Genomic DNA, 17110 nt, shown 5'->3' with positions numbered 1-17110 from the left:
ACCGGTTTGCGATGTGCGGAATGCTGATCATATGATATGTCCGGACAAAGTCCGATACCCTGAGTCAGAGAGTCCACGATCCAACGAGGTGTCACTTGGTAGACGCGGCATGACAGCGCGGGCCCCGAGCCTGACCGAAGCCCTGGCCGTGCAGCTGCTGCGCCCGGTGGATGCCGCGGCGCGCCAGCGTGCCGCTGCGCTGATGGCCGACTGGCTCGGCTGCGCGCTGGGGGCCTTGCGCTCGCCGCTGGCGGATCAGCTGACCGCGCTGGTGGCCACGCTCCCGGGCGGCGACGCGACCGCGCTCGGCGCCGGCCGACGCGACCCGATGGCCGCTCTGCTGATCAACGCGGCGCTGGGCAACGTGCTGGAGATGGACGACGTCCACCGCGGAGCGATCCTGCACGCCGGTCCGGTGGTGATTCCGGTCGCACTGGCAGCGGCGGAAAGCGCCGACGCCACGCCGCAACAATTCCTGGATGCGGTGGTGCGCGGCTACGAGGCGACCATCCGCATCGGCCGCGCGCTGGGGCGCGGGCATTACCGCTACTGGCACCCGACTTCGACCGCCGGTGCGTTTGGCGCCGCGACCGCCGCCGCTTCCATCCTTGGCCTGGACGCCGATGCACTGGCCGATGCGCTCGGTACCGCCGGCAGCCGCACCGGTGGCCTGTGGCAGATGCGACACGAGCCGGTCCCGACCAAATCGATCCACAACGCCGAAGCCGCGCGCAGCGGCTTGCTTGCGGCGCAGCTGGCCGCTGCCGGCCTGCGCGGACCGCGCCGGATCCTGGAGGGCGAGCAGGGACTGTTTGCCGCGAGCGCGCCCGACGCCCAGCCCGATCTGGTCCTCGCCGACGCGCCGGACTGGCTGATCCACACCACCAGCCTGAAACCGTGGCCGGCCTGCCGCCACGCGCATCCGGCGATCGACGCGATGCGCGACGCCCTGCGCCAGGCCGATGGCCTGCCGATGGAGGCGTTCGTCAGCATCCACGTGACCACCTATGCCGAGGCGCTGCGCTTCTGCGACCGGCCCGAGCCCACCACCGAGCTGGAAGCCAAATTCAGCCTGCAGCATGCCGTTGCTACGATTGCCTGCCTGGGACGGCCCGAGCTGGCGCATTACCTGCCTGCGACCATCGAGGATCCGGTCGTGGCCGCCATGCGCGAGCGCGTCATCGTGAGCGAGGACGAGGCGGCCAGCGCCCGCTTCCCCGACCACTACGGAGCGTCCGTGACCGTGGCGCTGGCTGACGGCCGCCGCCTGCACGCGGCCCGCGTGGATGCCTGGGGCGACCCGGAATGCCCGATGCCGGAGGCCGCGATCGCGTCCAAGGCGCTGGCTCTGGCCGAGTGGGGCGGCGTGAGCAAACCGGCTGCAACCCGCCTGTTCGATGCCGTCCGTGAGTTGCCGATGGCGCTCTCGCTGGAACCCCTGCAGGCTGCCCTGGCAGGGCTGGACGCATGAGCACGGCGATGCCGCGCTTGACCGAGGCGCTGGTCGCCCATGCGGCCGACCTGCGCTATGAGGACCTTTCGCCCAAAGCCGTCGCCGCGGTCAAGACCTTCATCATGGACGGCGTATCGGTCGGCATCGCCGGCTCCGGCCCGCAGGTGCCGCTCAACCAGACCGTGCGCGACGCCGCCCAGAGCCTGGGCAGCGGCAGCGGCAACGACGCTCGCGTCTGGGTCACCGGCGAGCGCCTGCACGCGTCCAGCGCGGCGATGGTCAACGGCTTCCAGATCCACAACCAGGAGTTCGACTGCGTGCACATGCCCGCTGTCGTGCATCCGATGGCGGTGGTGCTCTCCAGCCTGGTGACCGCGGCCGAGCAGCGCGGCGACGTGGACGGCAAGCGGTTGATCGCCGCGGTCGCCATCGCGGTCGACGTGGCGACCCTGATCGGCATCAGCGGCCGCGCGCCCATGCGCTTCTTCCGCCCGGCGATGTGCGGGGCACTGGGCGCGGTCGCCGGCATCGCCCACCTGCACCAGGCTGACGAGGCGACCCTTCACCGTGCGCTCGGGCTCACCTACAGCCATCTCTCGGGCACGATGCAGGCGCACGTCGAAGGCTCGCCGACCCTGGCGCTGCAGATCGCCTTCAATGCGCGCGCCGCGATCACTGCGTGGACGCTCGCCAACCACGGCTTCCCGGCCCCGCACGAATGGTTGGAAGGCCCGTTCGGCTACCTGCCGCTGATCGAGGGCGCGTTCGACACCCGTCCCGCACTGGCCGCGCTCGCCGCCGGCGACGCGCAGATCGAGCTGGTCAGCCACAAGGTGTTCCCCACCGGCGGCGCCGCGCATGCGTGCCTGGACATGCTGCGCGAGCTGCGTGAGCGTGAGGACCTGCGCATCGGCGACGTCGAGCGCATCGTCCTGCGCGCGCCGCCGCTGGTACGCCGGCTGGTGTTGCGGCCGTACAAGGCCGGCATGGAAACCAGTTACGCCCGCCTGTGCCTGCCCTACCTGACCGGCACGATGATGATCGAGGGCCGGGTCGGGCTGGATGCCTATTCCGCCGAATCCCTCGCCGACCCGGTGCGCGCGCAGTTTGCCAGCCGCCTGCACGTCGAGCCCAACGACTGCGACGATCCCAACGCGCTGGTGCCGCAGAGCCTGGTGGTCACCACCACCGACGGACGCGAGCTGCACAACCACCGCGATGCCGCACTCGGCTCGCCCGAGCGTCCGCTGGACCGCGCCCAGCAGCTCGAGAAATTCCACCATTGCCTGGACCACGCGGCCCGGCCCTTCGATTCGGAGCGCCGCGCGGACCTGCTCATCGTTCTCGACCGGCTGGAGGCGCTCGATGATGTGCGTCGCCTGGTCGACCTACTGATTGTTGAGGCCCCATGACCACCCACGCGACCTATTTCGAATCCTTCGACGTCAACAAGCTGCTGGCCGAGTACCCGCTGGACCAGGCCTTCACCGAGCGCTTCAGCCGCATCAGCCGCGACGAGCTGTTCGCCGAGCAGGACGCGCGCTTCCGGCGCTGCGTCGCGCGCGCCTGGCAGATCCCGTTCTACCAGCGCCTGTGGGGCGATGCGGGTCTGGAGGCGGGGGACGTCACCGGTCTGGCCGACATCACCAAACTGCCGGTCTATGGCAAGCACGAGATCATGGCCTCGGTGGAAGCCCAGCCGCCGCTGGGCGATTTCCACGGCTGGCGCGACGGCACCGCCGCCGGCGACACGCCGCTGGTGTTCCACACCACCAGTGGCACCACCGGCCGGCCGCAGCCGCTGCTGTTCAGCCCGCACAGCCGCGAGGTGCAGAATCTGCTGCTGGCGCGTCTGTACCGCTGGCAGGGCATGCAGGCTGGCGACGTCGTCCATTCGGTCTACGGCCACGGCATGATCAACGGCGGCCACTACATCCGCGAGGCCGTGAACCACTTCACCCAGGCGCTGTTCTGTTCGGCCGGTACCGGCATCGAGATGCGCTCGGTGCAGCAGGTCAACCTGATGCGCGACATGGGCGCGACCGTGATCGTCGGCTTTGCCGACTACATCAAGAAGCTGGCCGACGTCGCCCGCGAGCAAGGCCTGGAGCCGGGCAGGGACATCCCGATCCGGATGATCTCCGGCCACCTGGGCCGCGAGTCGCGCGAGTCGCTGTCCAAGGCCTGGGGCGGGGCGCAGTTGTACGACTGGTACGGCGTGGGCGACACCGGCGCGATCGCCGGCCAAGGCCCGGACCAGGACGGCCTGTACCTGATGGAGGACGCCCAGTACGTCGAGGTCCTCGGCGTGGACGACGGCAAGCCCGTGGCCGACGGCGAGACCGGGGACATGGTCGTGACCTGCCTGTACAAGGACGACATCTACCCGATCATCCGCTTCAACACCCACGACGTGACCCGGGTGCTGACCACGTCGTCCTCGCTGGGCATCAACCTGCGCCGAATCGAGGGCTTCCTCGGCCGCAGCGACAACATGGTCAAGGTGCGCGGCATCAACGTGTTCCCGCAGGCGATGGCACCGATCCTGGAGGAGCACGCCGGGTTTGCGGGTGAGTTCATCTGCGTGACCACCCGCGACGCCGCCGGCCGCGACGACCTGGCGGTGCACATCGAGGTCAAGGGCGAGACGACCGACGCCCAGCTGGCCGCCGCGTTTGCCGCCCTGCTGCGCATGCGCCTGGGCGTGGATGTCAGCGTCGTGCTGGCCGAGCCGGGCGCGCTGGCGCCGCTGACCGGCATGGAAACGCGGCAGAAACCCATCCGCCTGATCGACAAGCGCTTCGAGTAAGAGTCCGACGCCATGAGCCGCATCGACGCCGCCCTGCTGGGCGAGGACATGACATCGCAGCTGGCCCGGCTGGGGCGCGGCGAGCTCAGCTGCCGCGACCTGCTGGAGCAGCAGCTGGCGGCGATCGGTGCCAGCCAGCCGGTGCTCAACAGCTACCTGGCGGTGAATGCAGAGGGGGCCCGCCGAGCGGCGGACGAGTCCGATGCCCGCCGCAAGGCCGGCACCGCGCGCGTGCTGGAAGGCGTGCCGGTGGCGATCAAGGACAACATCGATGCGGCCGGCTTCGTCACCACCGCCGGCATGGCGACCCGTCGCGCCAACGCCCCGGCCGACGCCGACAGTCCGTCGGTCGCATCCCTGCGCAACGCCGGCGCGGTGATCGTCGGCAAGCTCAACATGCACGAGGCGGCACTGGGCGCGGACAACAACAACCCGCACTTCGGCGCCTGCCACAACCCGCACCGTCCGGGCTTGACCCCGGGCGGTTCCAGCGGCGGCAGCGGTGCGGCCGTGGCGGCGGGTTTGTGCAGCGCCGCGCTGGGCACCGACAGCATGGGCTCGGTGCGGATTCCCGCCAGCTACTGCGGCGTGGTTGGCCTGAAACCCAGCTGGGGCGCGATCAGCAACCGCGGCACGGTGGCGCTCAGCCATCGGCTCGACCATATCGGTCCACTGGCCCGCTCGGCACGCGACCTGCGTTTGCTGTTGCCGGTGCTGGCGGGCTTCGACCCGGCCAGCGCGCAGTCGCGGGCGATCCGTTTCGCGCCAGCATCCACCGGTCCGCTGCGGCTGGGGGTGGTGGATTTCGGCGACACCGTGCAGTGGGATCCCGGCATTGCCGAGGCTTTCGAGGACGGACTGCAGACGCTGCTCGGTCTGGGCCACCAGCGGGTAGACCTGCCCGCGCCCAGCGTCGCGCCCGGCCATTCGCGCCGCGCCGGCCTGCTGGTGTGCGAGGCGGAAATGCTGATCGAGCACGCCGACGATTGGGAGCACCAACGCGAGCGGTTCTCGCCGCTGCTGCAGAAGTTGATGGCCTACGCCGAGCGCAAGTCCGCCAGTGATCTGGTGGCCGCGACGCGCGTGCTCGACCAGGCACAGGTGCAGCTGCAGCAGTGGCTGGCGCAGTGCGACGTGCTGGTGATGCCGACCACGCCGCAGCGCGCGTTTGCCTTCGATACCCCTACGCCGCCCAACCAGGCGGACCTGACCGGCTACGCCAATTTCGCCGGCAACCCCGCGCTGTCGGTGCCGCTGTCGGTGGGCGCGGGCGAACTGCCATTGGGCCTGCAGCTGGTCGGCGACATCGGCGACGAGTGGTCGCTGACCGCGCTGGCCGAGGCCTTCCAGCAGGCGATCGGCTGGCGGCCTTCCCTCCCGCAAGCGTGCAACGACTGGTGGCCGCGATGAAACCTCTTGGTGGCGTGCGCGTACTGGATCTGTCGCGCATCCTCGCCGGGCCGTGGGCCACCCAGGTGCTGGCCGATTTCGGCGCTGACGTGATCAAGGTCGAACGCCCCGAAGGCGGCGACGACACCCGTGGCTGGGGGCCGCCGTGGCTGCACGACGCCAATGGGCAGCCCACCGCGGAGTCGGCCTATTACCTGTGCGCCAACCGCGGCAAGCGCTCGGTGGCGATCGACTTCACCGGCCAGGAAGGCCAGCGCCTGATCCGCGAGATGGTCCGGCATTGCGACATCCTGGTGGAAAACTACAAGGTCGGCGGACTGGCCAAATACGGGCTGGACTACGCCAGTTTGAAGGCGATCAACCCCCGGCTGGTGTACTGCTCGATCACCGGTTTCGGCCAGACCGGTCCGTATGCCAAGCGCGCCGGCTACGACGCCGCGATCCAGGCGATCGGCGGCCTGATGAGTATCACCGGCGAGCCTGAAGGTTCGCCCGGCGGCGTGCCGCAGAAAGTCGGCGTCGCCGCGACCGACCTGATGACCGGCATGTACGCGGTGTCGGCCATCCTGGCCGCGTTGCGCCACGCCGAGCGCCACGGCGAGGGCCAGCACATCGACCTGGCCCTGCTCGATACCCAGGTGGCGTGGCTGGCCAACCAGGCGTCCAACTACCTGGTCGGCGGCGAGGTGCCGCAGCGCCAGGGCAGCGCCCACCCCAACATCGTCCCCTACCAGGTGATGCCGACCGCGGACGGCTACTTCATGCTCGCCGTCGGAAATGACGGCCAGTTCGCGCGCTTCTGCGAGGTCCTCGGCGACCCCGAGCTGGCGATCGATCCGCGCTACACCACCAACGCCGCCCGCGTCGCCAACCGCGACCGCTTGGTGCCGTATCTGGAGCAGCGCCTGGCGACCCGCCCCAGCGCCCACTGGCTGGCCGGGCTGGAAGCAGCCACCGTCCCCTGCGCACCGGTCAACCGCATCGACCAGGTCTTCGACGACCCGCAGGTGCAGGCGCGCGGCATGCGGATCGAACTGCCGCATTCCACCGCGGGCCATGTCCCCGGCGTCGCCAACCCGGTACGGTTCTCTGCCACACCGATCGCCTATGGCCACGCCGCTCCCGGACTGGGCGAGCACACCGGCGCGGTCCTGGGCGAGCTGCTCGGGCTGGATGCGACCGAGTTGGCGGCGCTGGACAGTGCCGGTGTGGTTGGTCTTTCGGCGCCCGGCAAGTTCTCAGGCAAGAATGACTGATCGCTCCTTTTGCGGCGCACCGTCCGTGTTTGCACCATCCGTCCAAGCCGTGGATATTCGTGTCTGACGCCACAGGGAGAGGTGGGCTATGCAAAGCAAGACAAAGTTGAGTCATCCGCAGGCGCTGGCGCTCGCGCTTTCTCTGGGCGGCGGGATCGGTGTCGTGATTGGCGCCGTTTTTCACAGCGTCGGTCTTGGGGTTGGGGTCGGCGTTGCGATCGCTACTCCGTTTCTGGCGATGCTGGCGAGCAGCAAGCCCCGCTGACCGGTGGAATCTCGCGTTGAGGCGCATTGCCTCGCCGCTCCTGTAAACATTGAATCCTCGTTGGAGCCGGTCATGGATGATCCGCAGTCGCGCCCTTTTCTCGGTTTCCTGACGTGCTTGGCACTCGTGGTGTTGCTGTCATTCGCCGCGCTGGTCGGCTACTACGGAGCGGCGTGCAATGACAGCGGCGGCGCGGTCGGCTGGGCGCTGCTTGTCGTGATGTTTGGGCCGCTCGTGTTTCCCGAGGCAGCCCTAGGCGTGCTGGTTCTGGGGACGGTTGCCGCGCTTGCGGGCTCAGTCCTGCTGCGACCGGCCGAATCCATCAAACGCTTCGGCGTGACCTGTCTGAGCGGCGTTGCCGCGACACTGGTCACTCTGGTGGCGAGCGAGAAGATCGCGAGCGCGGCCAACGCCTACGAACGGTGCAACGTCGGTTTCTGAGTGACGGCGCGTGCCGCGGCGCGTCAGCAATCCACAAGCAACTGCACGTGCTCGCCTGCCGGACCGACCAGTCCTACATGCCGCTCAACGCCGACTTGGACATCGCCGATCAAGCCCCAGCCGGCCGAGGCAAGGCCTTCGGGCAGTGCGGCCAGTCGCAGGGCGATGCTGTGCTGACCGGCAAACCGGCGCTTCGCATCCATTGAATCGACAGAAAGCACGTCGATGTCCGCGATCGCTTCGCGCGCCGCCGCCAGACCGGAATCGTCAGGCAGTTTCACCTCGTCGATCTCCACCAGGCACTGTCCCGGAAGCGCAACCACCGCAACGGGGTAGCGGTCACCGAGATCCCACCTGAAGGCGTCGTTGAGCACGGTGATCTTCGTCTCGAACGCCCAGCCGGGGTGGCCGGCCAGCGCCGCCCACGCGGCCTGCGAGGCGTCGCGGTCGGGCGTAGACATCACGCCGATGAAGGTGTGGGAGATCCGCTCATCGCTCATCGGCAGGTCGAACGGCGGCACGGCGGCCTTGATGCTGGTCAGGTAGAGCATTTCGCCGCAGGGACCGAGCACCTGGCTGGCGCGGATCGCGGGGCTCAGTTCCAGGTCGGCCGGCGGGCGCAGCACGCGGAAGGGCGGGCGCAGGTCGGCGACCAATGCATCGACGTCAGCGACGAGGACCTCCAGCGACAGCCAGCCGTGCCGGAACATCGGTTCCAGCTGGCGCGCCTGCGGATCTTCCACCAGTCGCAGGACGGCTTCGCCGGCCGGGTTGGCGAGCCAGGCCACGGGCGCGCCGGCAAGATCGGCCAGCCCGAGCACCGCCGCAAGTTCGATGTCGAGCGACTCGCGGGCGGCGACGGTCAGGCCGAGCTGGTCGCGGTAGGCCGCGCAGGCGGCATCAAGATCTCGTGCAATCAGCGTGACGTGGAGGATGCCGTCGGCGCGGAACTGGTCGGTCCGTGCCGGTCCGCGAAGTTCGGTGTCCGGAAGGCTCACGGCGCCGTACCGGCGGCCGGGCCATCCGCGTCGGTGCGCGCTTGCGCATCCGCGGCCAGTTTCCGCGCCAGCCACGGCATCAGGCCGCCGACATTAACGATCTCCATCAGCTCGGGCGGAATGCTCTCGCACCGGTACTGCTTGCCGCTGGTGTGGTTGATCACCAGGCCTTCCTGCGGGCGCACTTCCAGATCGTCGCCGCGTTCGGCCACCAGATCCGGACACGTCAGCGCGGGCAGGCCGAAGTTCAGCGCGTTGCGGTAGAAGATCCGCGCAAACGAGGTGGCGACGATCGCGCCGACGCCCAGCACCACCAGCGATTGCACCGCCTGCTCGCGCGAGGAACCGATGCCGAAGGACTTGCCGCCCACCACGATGTCGCCGCGCTGCACGTCACTGGCGAAGTCCGGGTCGATCGCTTCCAGGCAGTGGCTGGCCAGCACCTCGGGCGACTCGCGCATGTACGGGCCGGGGGCGAGCAGGTCGGTGTCTATGTTGTCGCCGAACACGAACGCGCGGCCACGCCGGCTCAGGGCGCTGGCCTCGGCGCGCGGCAGGTTGGCGGCCCGGATGTCGACGGGCTCGTCGGGCGTGGTGTCAGCGGTCATGGCGTGCTCCGTGGGGCGGGGTTTGGCATCTGCGGCCATCACGCCGGTTCCGCCAGCAGTTCGCGCGGGTCGCAGATGTAGCCCTTCACCGCGCCGGCCGCCACGCTGTAGGGCGAGCCCAGGTAGACCTGCGCCTGCGCCGAGCCCATGCGGCCCTTGAAGTTGCGCGCGGTGGTGGACAGGCCGACTTCGCCGGCCGAGTACATGCCGGCACCCATGCCGGCGCACGCGCCGCAGCCGGTCGGCAGCATGATCGCGCCGGCCTCGGTCAGGATCTCCAGGGTGCCGTCGGCGGCCGCCTGGCGGGTCATCGCCACCGACGCCGGGGCGATCAGCAGGCGCGTGTTGCTGGCGATCCTGCGGCCCTTGAGCACCTCCGCGGCCATGTGCAGGTCGGACAGCTTGGCGCCGGTGCAGGCACCGATATAACCCTGGTCGATGTGGATCGGCTCGTACTCGGTCACCGCGCGGCTGTTGGCGGGACTGTGCGGCGCGGCGATCTGCGGGGCCAGGGCGGCGGCGTCGTAGTGGTGTTCGGCCAGGCACGCAGCCTCGGGATCGCTTTGCCAGCGCGCGATGTCGCCCGTGAACGGCCGGCCGGCTTCGACCAGCGCGGCCAGTGTCTTCTCGTCTGCGGAGACCATGCCGGTTTCCGCGCCCAGTTCGGCCGACATGTTGCACAACACCATCCGCTCGGACATCGACATCGCACGGACCGCCGCGCCGTCGTACTCGAAGGCCTGGTTCTCGTTGCCCATCCCCAGCGTGGCGCACAGGTACAGCATGATGTCCTTGGCGCTGACGCCGTCGGCCAGGGCGCCGTCCCAGTTCACGCGTACCGTCTGCGGCACCTTCAGCCACAGCTCGCCGGTCACCAGCGCACCGGTGATGTCGGTCGCGCCCACGCCGATCATGAACGCGCCATACGCCCCGCCGCTGGGCGAGTGCGAGTCGCCGCCGACGCAGAACATTCCCGGCTGCACGTGGCCGCCTTCCTGCAGCACCACGTGGCAGATGCCGAGCATGTCGTAGTGGCGCACCCCGGCTTGCTGCGCCCAGCGCCGGGTCAGGGCGAGGATCTCCGCGCTTTCCAGATCGGTGGCGGGAACGAAGTGGTCGCTGACCACCACCACCCTGTCCGGATCCCACACCTTCGCGCCCAGCTGTTCCAGCCGCGAGGCGACCCGCCGGGGGCCGCCGGAGTCATGCATCATCAGCAGATCCAGCGACGCGGTGACGATTTGCCCGGGGCTGACGCTGTCACGTTGACAGGCGTGGGCAATGATTTTTTCCGCCAGGGTTGCTGCCACGCGTCTCGACTCCGCTGCTCAAGTCCTAATGTTATATCTATATACCAAAAAGGCCTGTAGTGCAGGCCCCTTGGTGCGGATCGGGCGCGGGCTACCAGAACTTGTAGTTGAAATCGATGCCGTAGGTGCGCGGCAGGGTCGGGTAGATCACCCCAACGCCCAGCCCGGGAATATCGAAGCCACCGGCGGACACCCGGGTGTTGGTGAGGTTGCGACCCCACACGGCGACCGACCAGTTCGCATCGGTGGGTTCATAGCCGATCCGTGCGCTCGCCTGGGTGTTGGCCGGGGTCTTGATCAGCTCCGACAGGTCCTGGTTCTGATAGAACATGTCGGTGCGCGCGACCTGGGCGTTGAATACCAGTTGCGCGGCGGCCAGTGGCTGCACGTAGGTGGTGCCGATCTGCCACTGCATCTCCGGCGCCTGCTTCAGGTCGCGGCCCTCGAATTTGTCCTTGTTGATCTCCGCGTAGTCGCGGTACTCGGCGTCGATCGTGCCGATGCTCGCGCTCAGGTTCCAGTTTTTGGTCAGTTGGGCCTGGGCCTCCAGTTCGATCCCCTGGATCAGCGCGCCGGTGGCGTTGGTGGTGACGTACACGCCGTTGGGGTCGATCGCCGACAGCTGCAGGCCGCCGTAGTCGTTGCGGTAGTAGGTCGCGTTCAGGCGCACGCGGTTGTCCCACAGCGTGCTCTTGATGCCGGCCTCGTAGGAGCGCACGGTCTCCTCGTCAAACGGGGTGATCGTCGCCGGTGTCGTGCCGCGTCCGTTGAAACCGCCACTCTTGAAGCCGGTCGACACGGTGAGGAAGCCCATCACGTTGTCGGTGAGGTCGTAATCGGCCATCACCTTCCAGTCCGGCTTGGACCAGCGGCCGCGGCGGTTGACCTGGAAGGTCTCATCGCCGGCGGGATTGCGGCCCAGCACCGACAGGTCCTTTTTCTCGTGGCTGAAGCGGCCACCGGCGGTGAGGTTGAAACGATCGTTCACCGCGTAGGTCGCCTGGGCGTAGGCCGCCAGCGCGGCGGTGTCCTGGGCGATGTCGTAGACCCCGCCGATGCCGAAGATGTCATTGCGGGTCGGCTGGTCGTTCTTCTCGCTGAAAGCGAACACGCCGGCGACCCAAGTCAGTGGACCGTCCCCGATAGAGACCAGCTGGGTTTCATAGCCGCGCTGACTCTGCTCCTGGTCCTGCATCAGGTGGTAGAGCAGGCGGTCGGTGCCGTCCACGTCGACGTAGATCTGGTTGTCCATGCTGCGGTAGTGGGCGATATGGCGCCACAGGACGTTGTCGAAGTAGGTCTCGAAGGTGAACGCCGCGCCGAACTGGTCCAGATCGTTGATGCCGCCCACCAGGTCGCTGCGGGTGGTGTACAGGTTCTCCAGGCGCGGCACGGTCCTGCCATCCACCATGGCCACCGGCACCGCGTAGCTGGGAGTGGAGCGTTCGCGCAGGCGGTCGATGTTGAGGGAGGCGTAGGAGTTCTCCGCCACCGGCATCGAGAAGCCGATGCGCGCGGCGTTGACCTTGTTGTCGTTGACGTCCTTGCCGCTGACCTGCTCGCGGATGAAGCCATCACGGTTGCGGGTCAGGGCCGCGGCGGAGAAGTCGAGCGTCTCGCCCAGGCGGGTGTTGTACATGACCCGCATGTCGGCGCGGCCGTAGTTGCCGACCGTGGCGTCGACCTCGAGCCGCTCGTCGCCCTTTGGCTTGCGGGTGATGTAGCGGATCGCGCCGCCGGTGGCGTTGCGGCCGTACAGGGTGCCCTGAGGGCCACGCAGCACCTCGATGCGCTCCACGTCGTATAGGTCGAACATGGATCCGTTCTGGCGCGGGATGTAGACATCGTCGATGTAGATCGCCACCGCCGGGTCGGCCGTGAACATGGATTCGTCCTGGCCCACGCCGCGCAGGAAGATCTTCGCGCCCGAGCTGGTCGAGGTGTTCTGGTCGATGGTGATGTTGGGCACGTGGAACTTCAGGTCATCAACCCGGGAGACCTGCTTGCGCTTGAGCTCCTCGGCGTTGAGCACGGTGATCACCACCGGCGTGTCCTGGACCTGTTCCTCGCGGCGCTGCGCGGTGACGCTGACGCTGTCCAGCTGGACCGCCTGGCTGCCGGCGTCTGCCGCCGTCGCCTGCTGGGCGTGGACGGGCATGCTGCCCAAAGCCGCGGTGACTGCCACTGCCAGCGCGCACCGATAAAGTCGTTCGCTCACCACCACCTCCACACTCATTGACGTTGAACCGCTCGATTGGACCTATCGATATATCAATAGGCGCAGCGGGTCAATGAATGTCCGGACAATTTGCAACGGCCGTCCCGCCAGCGTTGCGCGGGCGCCGGATCGGCACAGCGTTTCGCCGGGAAGAGGAAAGTCTGCGCGCGGGGGGTCGCTTGTCAGCGCGCGCCGGACGGCTCGTCCAGGTCCAGCGTCATCTGGTAGCTGAACTGGTCCGGGCGATAGAGGATGTTGAGCAGGTCGACCAGACGGCCGGACTCGTCAAAGGAGTGGCGCTCCAGCGCCAGCAGGGCGCTGCCGGGATCCATGCCCAGATGCATCGCGACCACCGCATCGGCATTGACCGCCGACAGGGTCTGCTGCACCTGCCGGATCTGGATGCCGATGCGTTCGAACAGCTTCAGCCGCGAGGTCGTGGCCAAGTTGTGCTCGTTGAATTCGCCATGGCCGGTGAGCGTCCAGCTGGTGTAGTGGCCGAAGGGCGTGCCGGCCCGGCTGCGCACCCGCACCGCGCGCGCCAGCGGCTCGCCAGGCTCCAGCGCGAACAGCTCGCGCACCCGCGGCGGCGGCGCGACACGGCCGAACTCGACGACCTTGGCTTCGGTCTCCTCGGCGAGGATGTGCAGGTTCTCCAGCAGGCCGATCAGCGGTCCGCGTACGGGCTTGGGGCTGGCGCGATGGATGACGTGGGTGCCGCGACCGCGCTGGCGCTCCACCAGGCCGGCGTTGGCGAGCTCGTCCAGGGCGCGCTTGGCGGTGATGCGCGAGACGCCAAAGGTCTCGGCAAGGCCGAATTCGGTGGGCAGCTGCGCTCCATGGGGCGGGTCGCCGGCCAGCACGCGCTCGCGCAGGATGTTGAAGATCTGGTGGTACAGCGGCAGCGGCAGGTCAGGGCGCAGCAGTTGCCTGAGATCGGGGGACTGCAACGAGTGAACTACCTGACCGGTCATCGCGCGCTTCCATCCTTGCCTTAATGCTATAACTATAGATCATAAGTGCGCTGCAAAAGGAACGGTATGCAAGCGAGCAATGACGTGGTCGGTTGGCAGCTGGAGGACAAGGTAGCCCGCCTGCGGATCGACCGTCCGGCGAAGCGCAATGCCTTGGCAAGCGTACATTGGGCGGCCATCGAGCGCTGCCTCGCCGAAATCCATGCCAGCGATGCGCGCGTGCTCGTGCTGGAAGGCGTGCCGGGCGCGTTCAGTGCCGGCGCCGACATCGATGAGCTGGCCGAGCTGCTGGCCGATCCGTCCGGCTTCGTGGCGAGCAACGCCCAGGTCCAGCGCACCCAGCTCGCCCTGCAGCGCTCGCCCTTGACCACCATCGCGGTGATCGACGGTGTCTGCGTCGGCGGCGGGCTGGGGCTGGCATTGGCCTGCGATTTCCGCCTCGGCAGCACCCGCAGCCGCTTCGGACTTTCCCCGGCCAAGCTCGGCCTGGTCTACAGCCCCGAGGACAGCCGCCGGCTGGTCAATACCGTGGGCCTGGCCCGGGCGCGCGAGATGCTGCTGACCGGACGCCTGCTGTTTGCCGCGACTGCCTTGGAGTGGGGCCTGCTGAACCGTATCGCCGGCGATGACGGCGTAGATGCCGCGCTGGCCACGCTGCTGGCGGAGCTGGCGTCCGGCTCGGCCAGCGCACGCGCCGGCATCAAGCAGGTGCTGGCGTACCTGGGCGGCGACGTCGAGGCCGGCCACGCCGCCGCCACCGCCGCCTTTGACAACGCCTTCGCCAGCGCCGATTTCGCCGAAGGCGCGGCCGCCTTCCTGGCCAAGCGCCAACCCGATTTCCAGTGAGCCCCATCGCATCCACAGGACCGAATACATGACCGAGGTTTACCGCGCCCTGGCACTGCAGACGACCTGCCGCGCCGTCAACGCCGCCCCCGACGTGGCCGCCGCGCGCAGCAAGATCGCCGCCAACATCGCCCGCATCGATCGCCAGGTGCGCGGCAGCAAGGCCTTCATCGGCCAGGACCTGCGTCTGGTCGTGCTGCCCGAATACTTCGCCACCGGCTACCCGCTGGGCGACACCATCCCGGGCTGGGCGGACAAGGCCGCCTTCGCCATGGACGGCCCCGAGTACGATGCGCTGGCCAAGGTCGCGCAGGAGAACAAGGTCTACGTGGCCAGCAACGCCTACGAGACCGATCCCAATTTCCCCGGCCTCTATTTCCAGGCCAGCGTGCTGTTCGATGACGCAGGCAACACCGTGCTGCGCTACCGACGCATGGTGTCGCTGTTCGCGCCCACCCCGTATGACGTCTGGGACAGGTACCTGGACATTTATGGCATCGACGGCGTGTTCCCGGTCGCCCACACCCCGCTGGGCCGGCTGGCCTGCGTGGCGTCCGAGGAGATCCTGTACCCGGAAATCGCCCGCTCGCTCGCCCTGCGCGGCGCCGAGGTATTGCTGCACTCCACCAGCGAGGTCGGCAGCCCGGCGCTGACCCCCAAGGACATCGCCAAGCGCGCCCGCGCGTTCGAGAACATGGCCTACGTGGTCTCGGCCAACACCGCCGGCATCGTCGATGTCGATATCCCGGCGCAGAGCACCGACGGCATGTCCAAGATCGTCGACGACCAGGGCCGGGTCATGGTGGAGGCCGGCGACGGCGAGTCGATGGTGGCGTTTGCCGAGATCGACATCGTCGCGCTGCGCCGTCGCCGCGAGCGCCCGGGGATGGGACACATCCTCTCGCGCCTGCCGCAGGACGCGATCGCGCAGGGCCTGGCGCCCGCGCCGATGCAGCCCAACGCGCTGATGCCCGGCGGCGAGCTGCGCATTCCCGAGCGCGCCGAGTTTGGACAGCGCCAGCGCGCCACCATTGAGTCACTGAAGACCGCAGGGGTAATTGGCAATGGTTGATTCCGCTTCCGCTGCCGCCACCAAGGTGCAGACCATTCCCACGCGCGACCCGAGCACGGGCGAGTGCGACGGGCAGCTGGTTGTCGTGTCCAAGGCCGAAGTCGACCGGATCGCCCAAGGCCTGCGCGCGGCGCAGACCGACTGGTCGGCGCTGGACGTGCAGAAGCGCTGCGATGCGTTGCTGGCGATGGCCGACGCGCTGGAGCGCCATCGCGAGCCGATGGCCGAAGCGCTGCTGCGCGACACCGGACGCTGGAACGAGTCGCTGATCGAGGTCGACAGCACCGTGGGCGCGCTGCGCCGCTGGGCCGCCGATGCCCCCGCGTTGCTGCAGGCACCCGAGCCGGCGGCCAGCAGCATCGGCTTCCTGCACAGCCGGCAGAATCTGGTGCCCTACCCACTGGTCGGCGTGATCAGCCCGTGGAACTTTCCCCTGCTGCTGAGCCTGATCGACGCCATTCCTGCGCTTGCCGCAGGTTGCGCGGTGCTGTGCAAGCCCAGCGAGGTGACCTCGCGCTTCGCCAGCGTGCTCGATCAGGTGATGGCGCAGGTGCCGGCGCTGCAGCCGGTGTTCGCCGTCGTCACCGGCGACGGGCGCACCGGCGAGGCGGTGATCGGCGCGGTAGACACCATCTGCTTTACCGGCAGCGTGCGCACCGGTCGCCGTGTCGGCGAGGCCTGCGCGGCGCGCTTCATTCCCTGCTCGCTCGAGCTCGGCGGCAAGGATCCCGCGCTCGTGCTGGCCGACGCCGATCCGGTCCGCAGCGCGCGCGCCATTGCGTGGGGCGGCTTCGTCAACGGCGGCCAGAGCTGCATGTCGATCGAGCGTGTCTACGTCGACGCCAAGATCGCCGAGCCGTTCATTGCCGCGCTGGTCGAGCAGGCAAACGCGCTGAAACTGACCCATCCCGACCCGCGCGAAGGCCAGATCGGACCGATCATTTCCGATGCGCAGATCGGCATCGTCCGCGCGCAGCTGGCGGATGCGAAGGTCCGCGGCGCGCGCGCCCTGACCGGCGGCGAACTGGCCGAACACGGCGGCACCTGGTGCCCGCCGACTGTGCTGGTCGACGTGGATGAAAGCATGCCCATCGCCCGCGAGGAGAGTTTCGCCACGATCCTGCCGGTCATGGTCGTGGCCAACGAGGAGGAAGCGATCGCGCGCGCCAACGATTCGATCTTCGGCCTGTCCGCGGCGGTCTTCAGCGGCGATACCGAGCACGCCGTGCGCGTGGGCGCGCGCCTGCACGCCGGCGGCGTCAGCATCAACGACGCCTGCCTGACCGGCATGATCCACACCGCCGAGAAGCAGAGTTTCAAGGAGTCCGGGCTGGGCGGCTCACGCATGGGCAGCGCGTCTATCCGGCGCTTCGTGCGCTCACAGGCGGTGCTGGTGAATGCGGGTGTCGATGACCCCTGGTGGTTTCCCCCGGCGCAGCGCTGAGGCGCG

Annotated in this window: 15 protein-coding genes; 10 read left to right on the top strand and 5 right to left on the bottom strand. The window is 68.7% G+C overall.

Annotated features, from left to right (window positions below):
- Window positions 1-109 precede the first annotated feature (109 nt).
- From INQ40_RS12740 to INQ40_RS12710, 7 genes are all read left to right on the top strand, one after another.
- Entirely contained in the window at window positions 110-1471 is a 1362-nt protein-coding gene (locus tag INQ40_RS12740) for an MmgE/PrpD family protein (protein WP_194340732.1), read from the top strand.
- Complete coding sequence (locus INQ40_RS12735; protein WP_194340731.1) at window positions 1468-2865, top strand: MmgE/PrpD family protein; 1398 nt, start codon at window positions 1468-1470, stop codon at window positions 2863-2865. Before INQ40_RS12740 ends, INQ40_RS12735 begins: the two co-directional genes overlap by 4 nt.
- A complete protein-coding gene (locus INQ40_RS12730; RefSeq protein WP_194340730.1) occupies window positions 2862-4262 on the top strand; it encodes a phenylacetate--CoA ligase family protein in 1401 nt (466 codons plus the stop codon). Before INQ40_RS12735 ends, INQ40_RS12730 begins: the two co-directional genes overlap by 4 nt.
- A gap of 12 nt (window positions 4263-4274) precedes the next feature.
- The gene (locus tag INQ40_RS12725; RefSeq protein ID WP_194340729.1) at window positions 4275-5672 is read left to right on the top strand and encodes an amidase; all 1398 of its coding nucleotides are present in this window, start codon (window positions 4275-4277) and stop codon (window positions 5670-5672) included.
- Window positions 5669-6928: a CaiB/BaiF CoA-transferase family protein gene (locus INQ40_RS12720; protein ID WP_194340728.1), complete on the top strand. Its 1260-nt coding sequence runs from the start codon at window positions 5669-5671 to the stop codon at window positions 6926-6928. The genes INQ40_RS12725 and INQ40_RS12720 overlap by 4 nt, the downstream gene beginning before the upstream one ends.
- 88 nt (window positions 6929-7016) lie before the next feature.
- The gene (locus INQ40_RS12715; protein ID WP_194340727.1) at window positions 7017-7193 is read left to right on the top strand and encodes a hypothetical protein; all 177 of its coding nucleotides are present in this window, start codon (window positions 7017-7019) and stop codon (window positions 7191-7193) included.
- A 72-nt stretch (window positions 7194-7265) separates the two neighbouring features.
- Window positions 7266-7634, top strand: a complete 369-nt coding sequence (locus tag INQ40_RS12710) for a hypothetical protein (protein ID WP_194340726.1) — start codon at window positions 7266-7268, stop codon at window positions 7632-7634.
- A gap of 23 nt (window positions 7635-7657) precedes the next feature.
- On the opposite strand, the gene INQ40_RS12705 is transcribed toward INQ40_RS12710, so the two are convergent.
- From INQ40_RS12705 to INQ40_RS12685, 5 genes are all read right to left on the bottom strand, one after another.
- Window positions 7658-8632 (bottom strand): VOC family protein, encoded by a 975-nt coding sequence (locus tag INQ40_RS12705; protein ID WP_194340725.1) that lies wholly within the window; start codon window positions 8630-8632, stop codon window positions 7658-7660.
- Entirely contained in the window at window positions 8629-9240 is a 612-nt protein-coding gene (locus INQ40_RS12700; RefSeq protein WP_194340724.1) for a 3-isopropylmalate dehydratase, read from the bottom strand. Before INQ40_RS12700 ends, INQ40_RS12705 begins: the two co-directional genes overlap by 4 nt.
- Window positions 9241-9278: 38 nt before the next feature.
- A complete protein-coding gene (locus tag INQ40_RS12695; protein ID WP_194340723.1) occupies window positions 9279-10550 on the bottom strand; it encodes an aconitase/3-isopropylmalate dehydratase large subunit family protein in 1272 nt (423 codons plus the stop codon).
- Between the two features lie 91 nt (window positions 10551-10641).
- Window positions 10642-12768 carry a TonB-dependent receptor gene (locus INQ40_RS12690; protein ID WP_194340722.1) on the bottom strand — a complete coding sequence of 709 codons (2127 nt, stop codon included), beginning with the start codon at window positions 12766-12768 and terminating at the stop codon, window positions 10642-10644.
- 182 nt (window positions 12769-12950) lie between these two features.
- Complete coding sequence (locus INQ40_RS12685) at window positions 12951-13742, bottom strand: GntR family transcriptional regulator (protein ID WP_194340721.1); 792 nt, start codon at window positions 13740-13742, stop codon at window positions 12951-12953.
- Between the two features lie 66 nt (window positions 13743-13808).
- Here INQ40_RS12685 and INQ40_RS12680 point away from each other — a divergent pair, with 66 nt between their 5' ends.
- From INQ40_RS12680 to INQ40_RS12670, 3 genes are read left to right on the top strand one after another with little or no spacing between them, the layout of a single operon-like run.
- Window positions 13809-14588, top strand: a complete 780-nt coding sequence (locus tag INQ40_RS12680; protein ID WP_194340720.1) for an enoyl-CoA hydratase/isomerase family protein — start codon at window positions 13809-13811, stop codon at window positions 14586-14588.
- A 28-nt stretch (window positions 14589-14616) separates the two neighbouring features.
- Window positions 14617-15660: a nitrilase-related carbon-nitrogen hydrolase gene (locus tag INQ40_RS12675; RefSeq protein WP_194340719.1), complete on the top strand. Its 1044-nt coding sequence runs from the start codon at window positions 14617-14619 to the stop codon at window positions 15658-15660.
- On the top strand, window positions 15653-17104 hold the full coding sequence (locus INQ40_RS12670) for an aldehyde dehydrogenase family protein (RefSeq protein ID WP_194340718.1): 1452 nt from the start codon (window positions 15653-15655) through the stop codon (window positions 17102-17104). The genes INQ40_RS12675 and INQ40_RS12670 overlap by 8 nt, the downstream gene beginning before the upstream one ends.
- Window positions 17105-17110 lie beyond the last annotated feature (6 nt).

The organism is Lysobacter sp. H21R4, from assembly GCF_015277535.1.
Classification (GTDB): Bacteria; Pseudomonadota; Gammaproteobacteria; order Xanthomonadales; family Xanthomonadaceae; genus Novilysobacter; species Novilysobacter ciconiae.
This window is presented reverse-complemented; position numbering and strand designations above follow the sequence as displayed.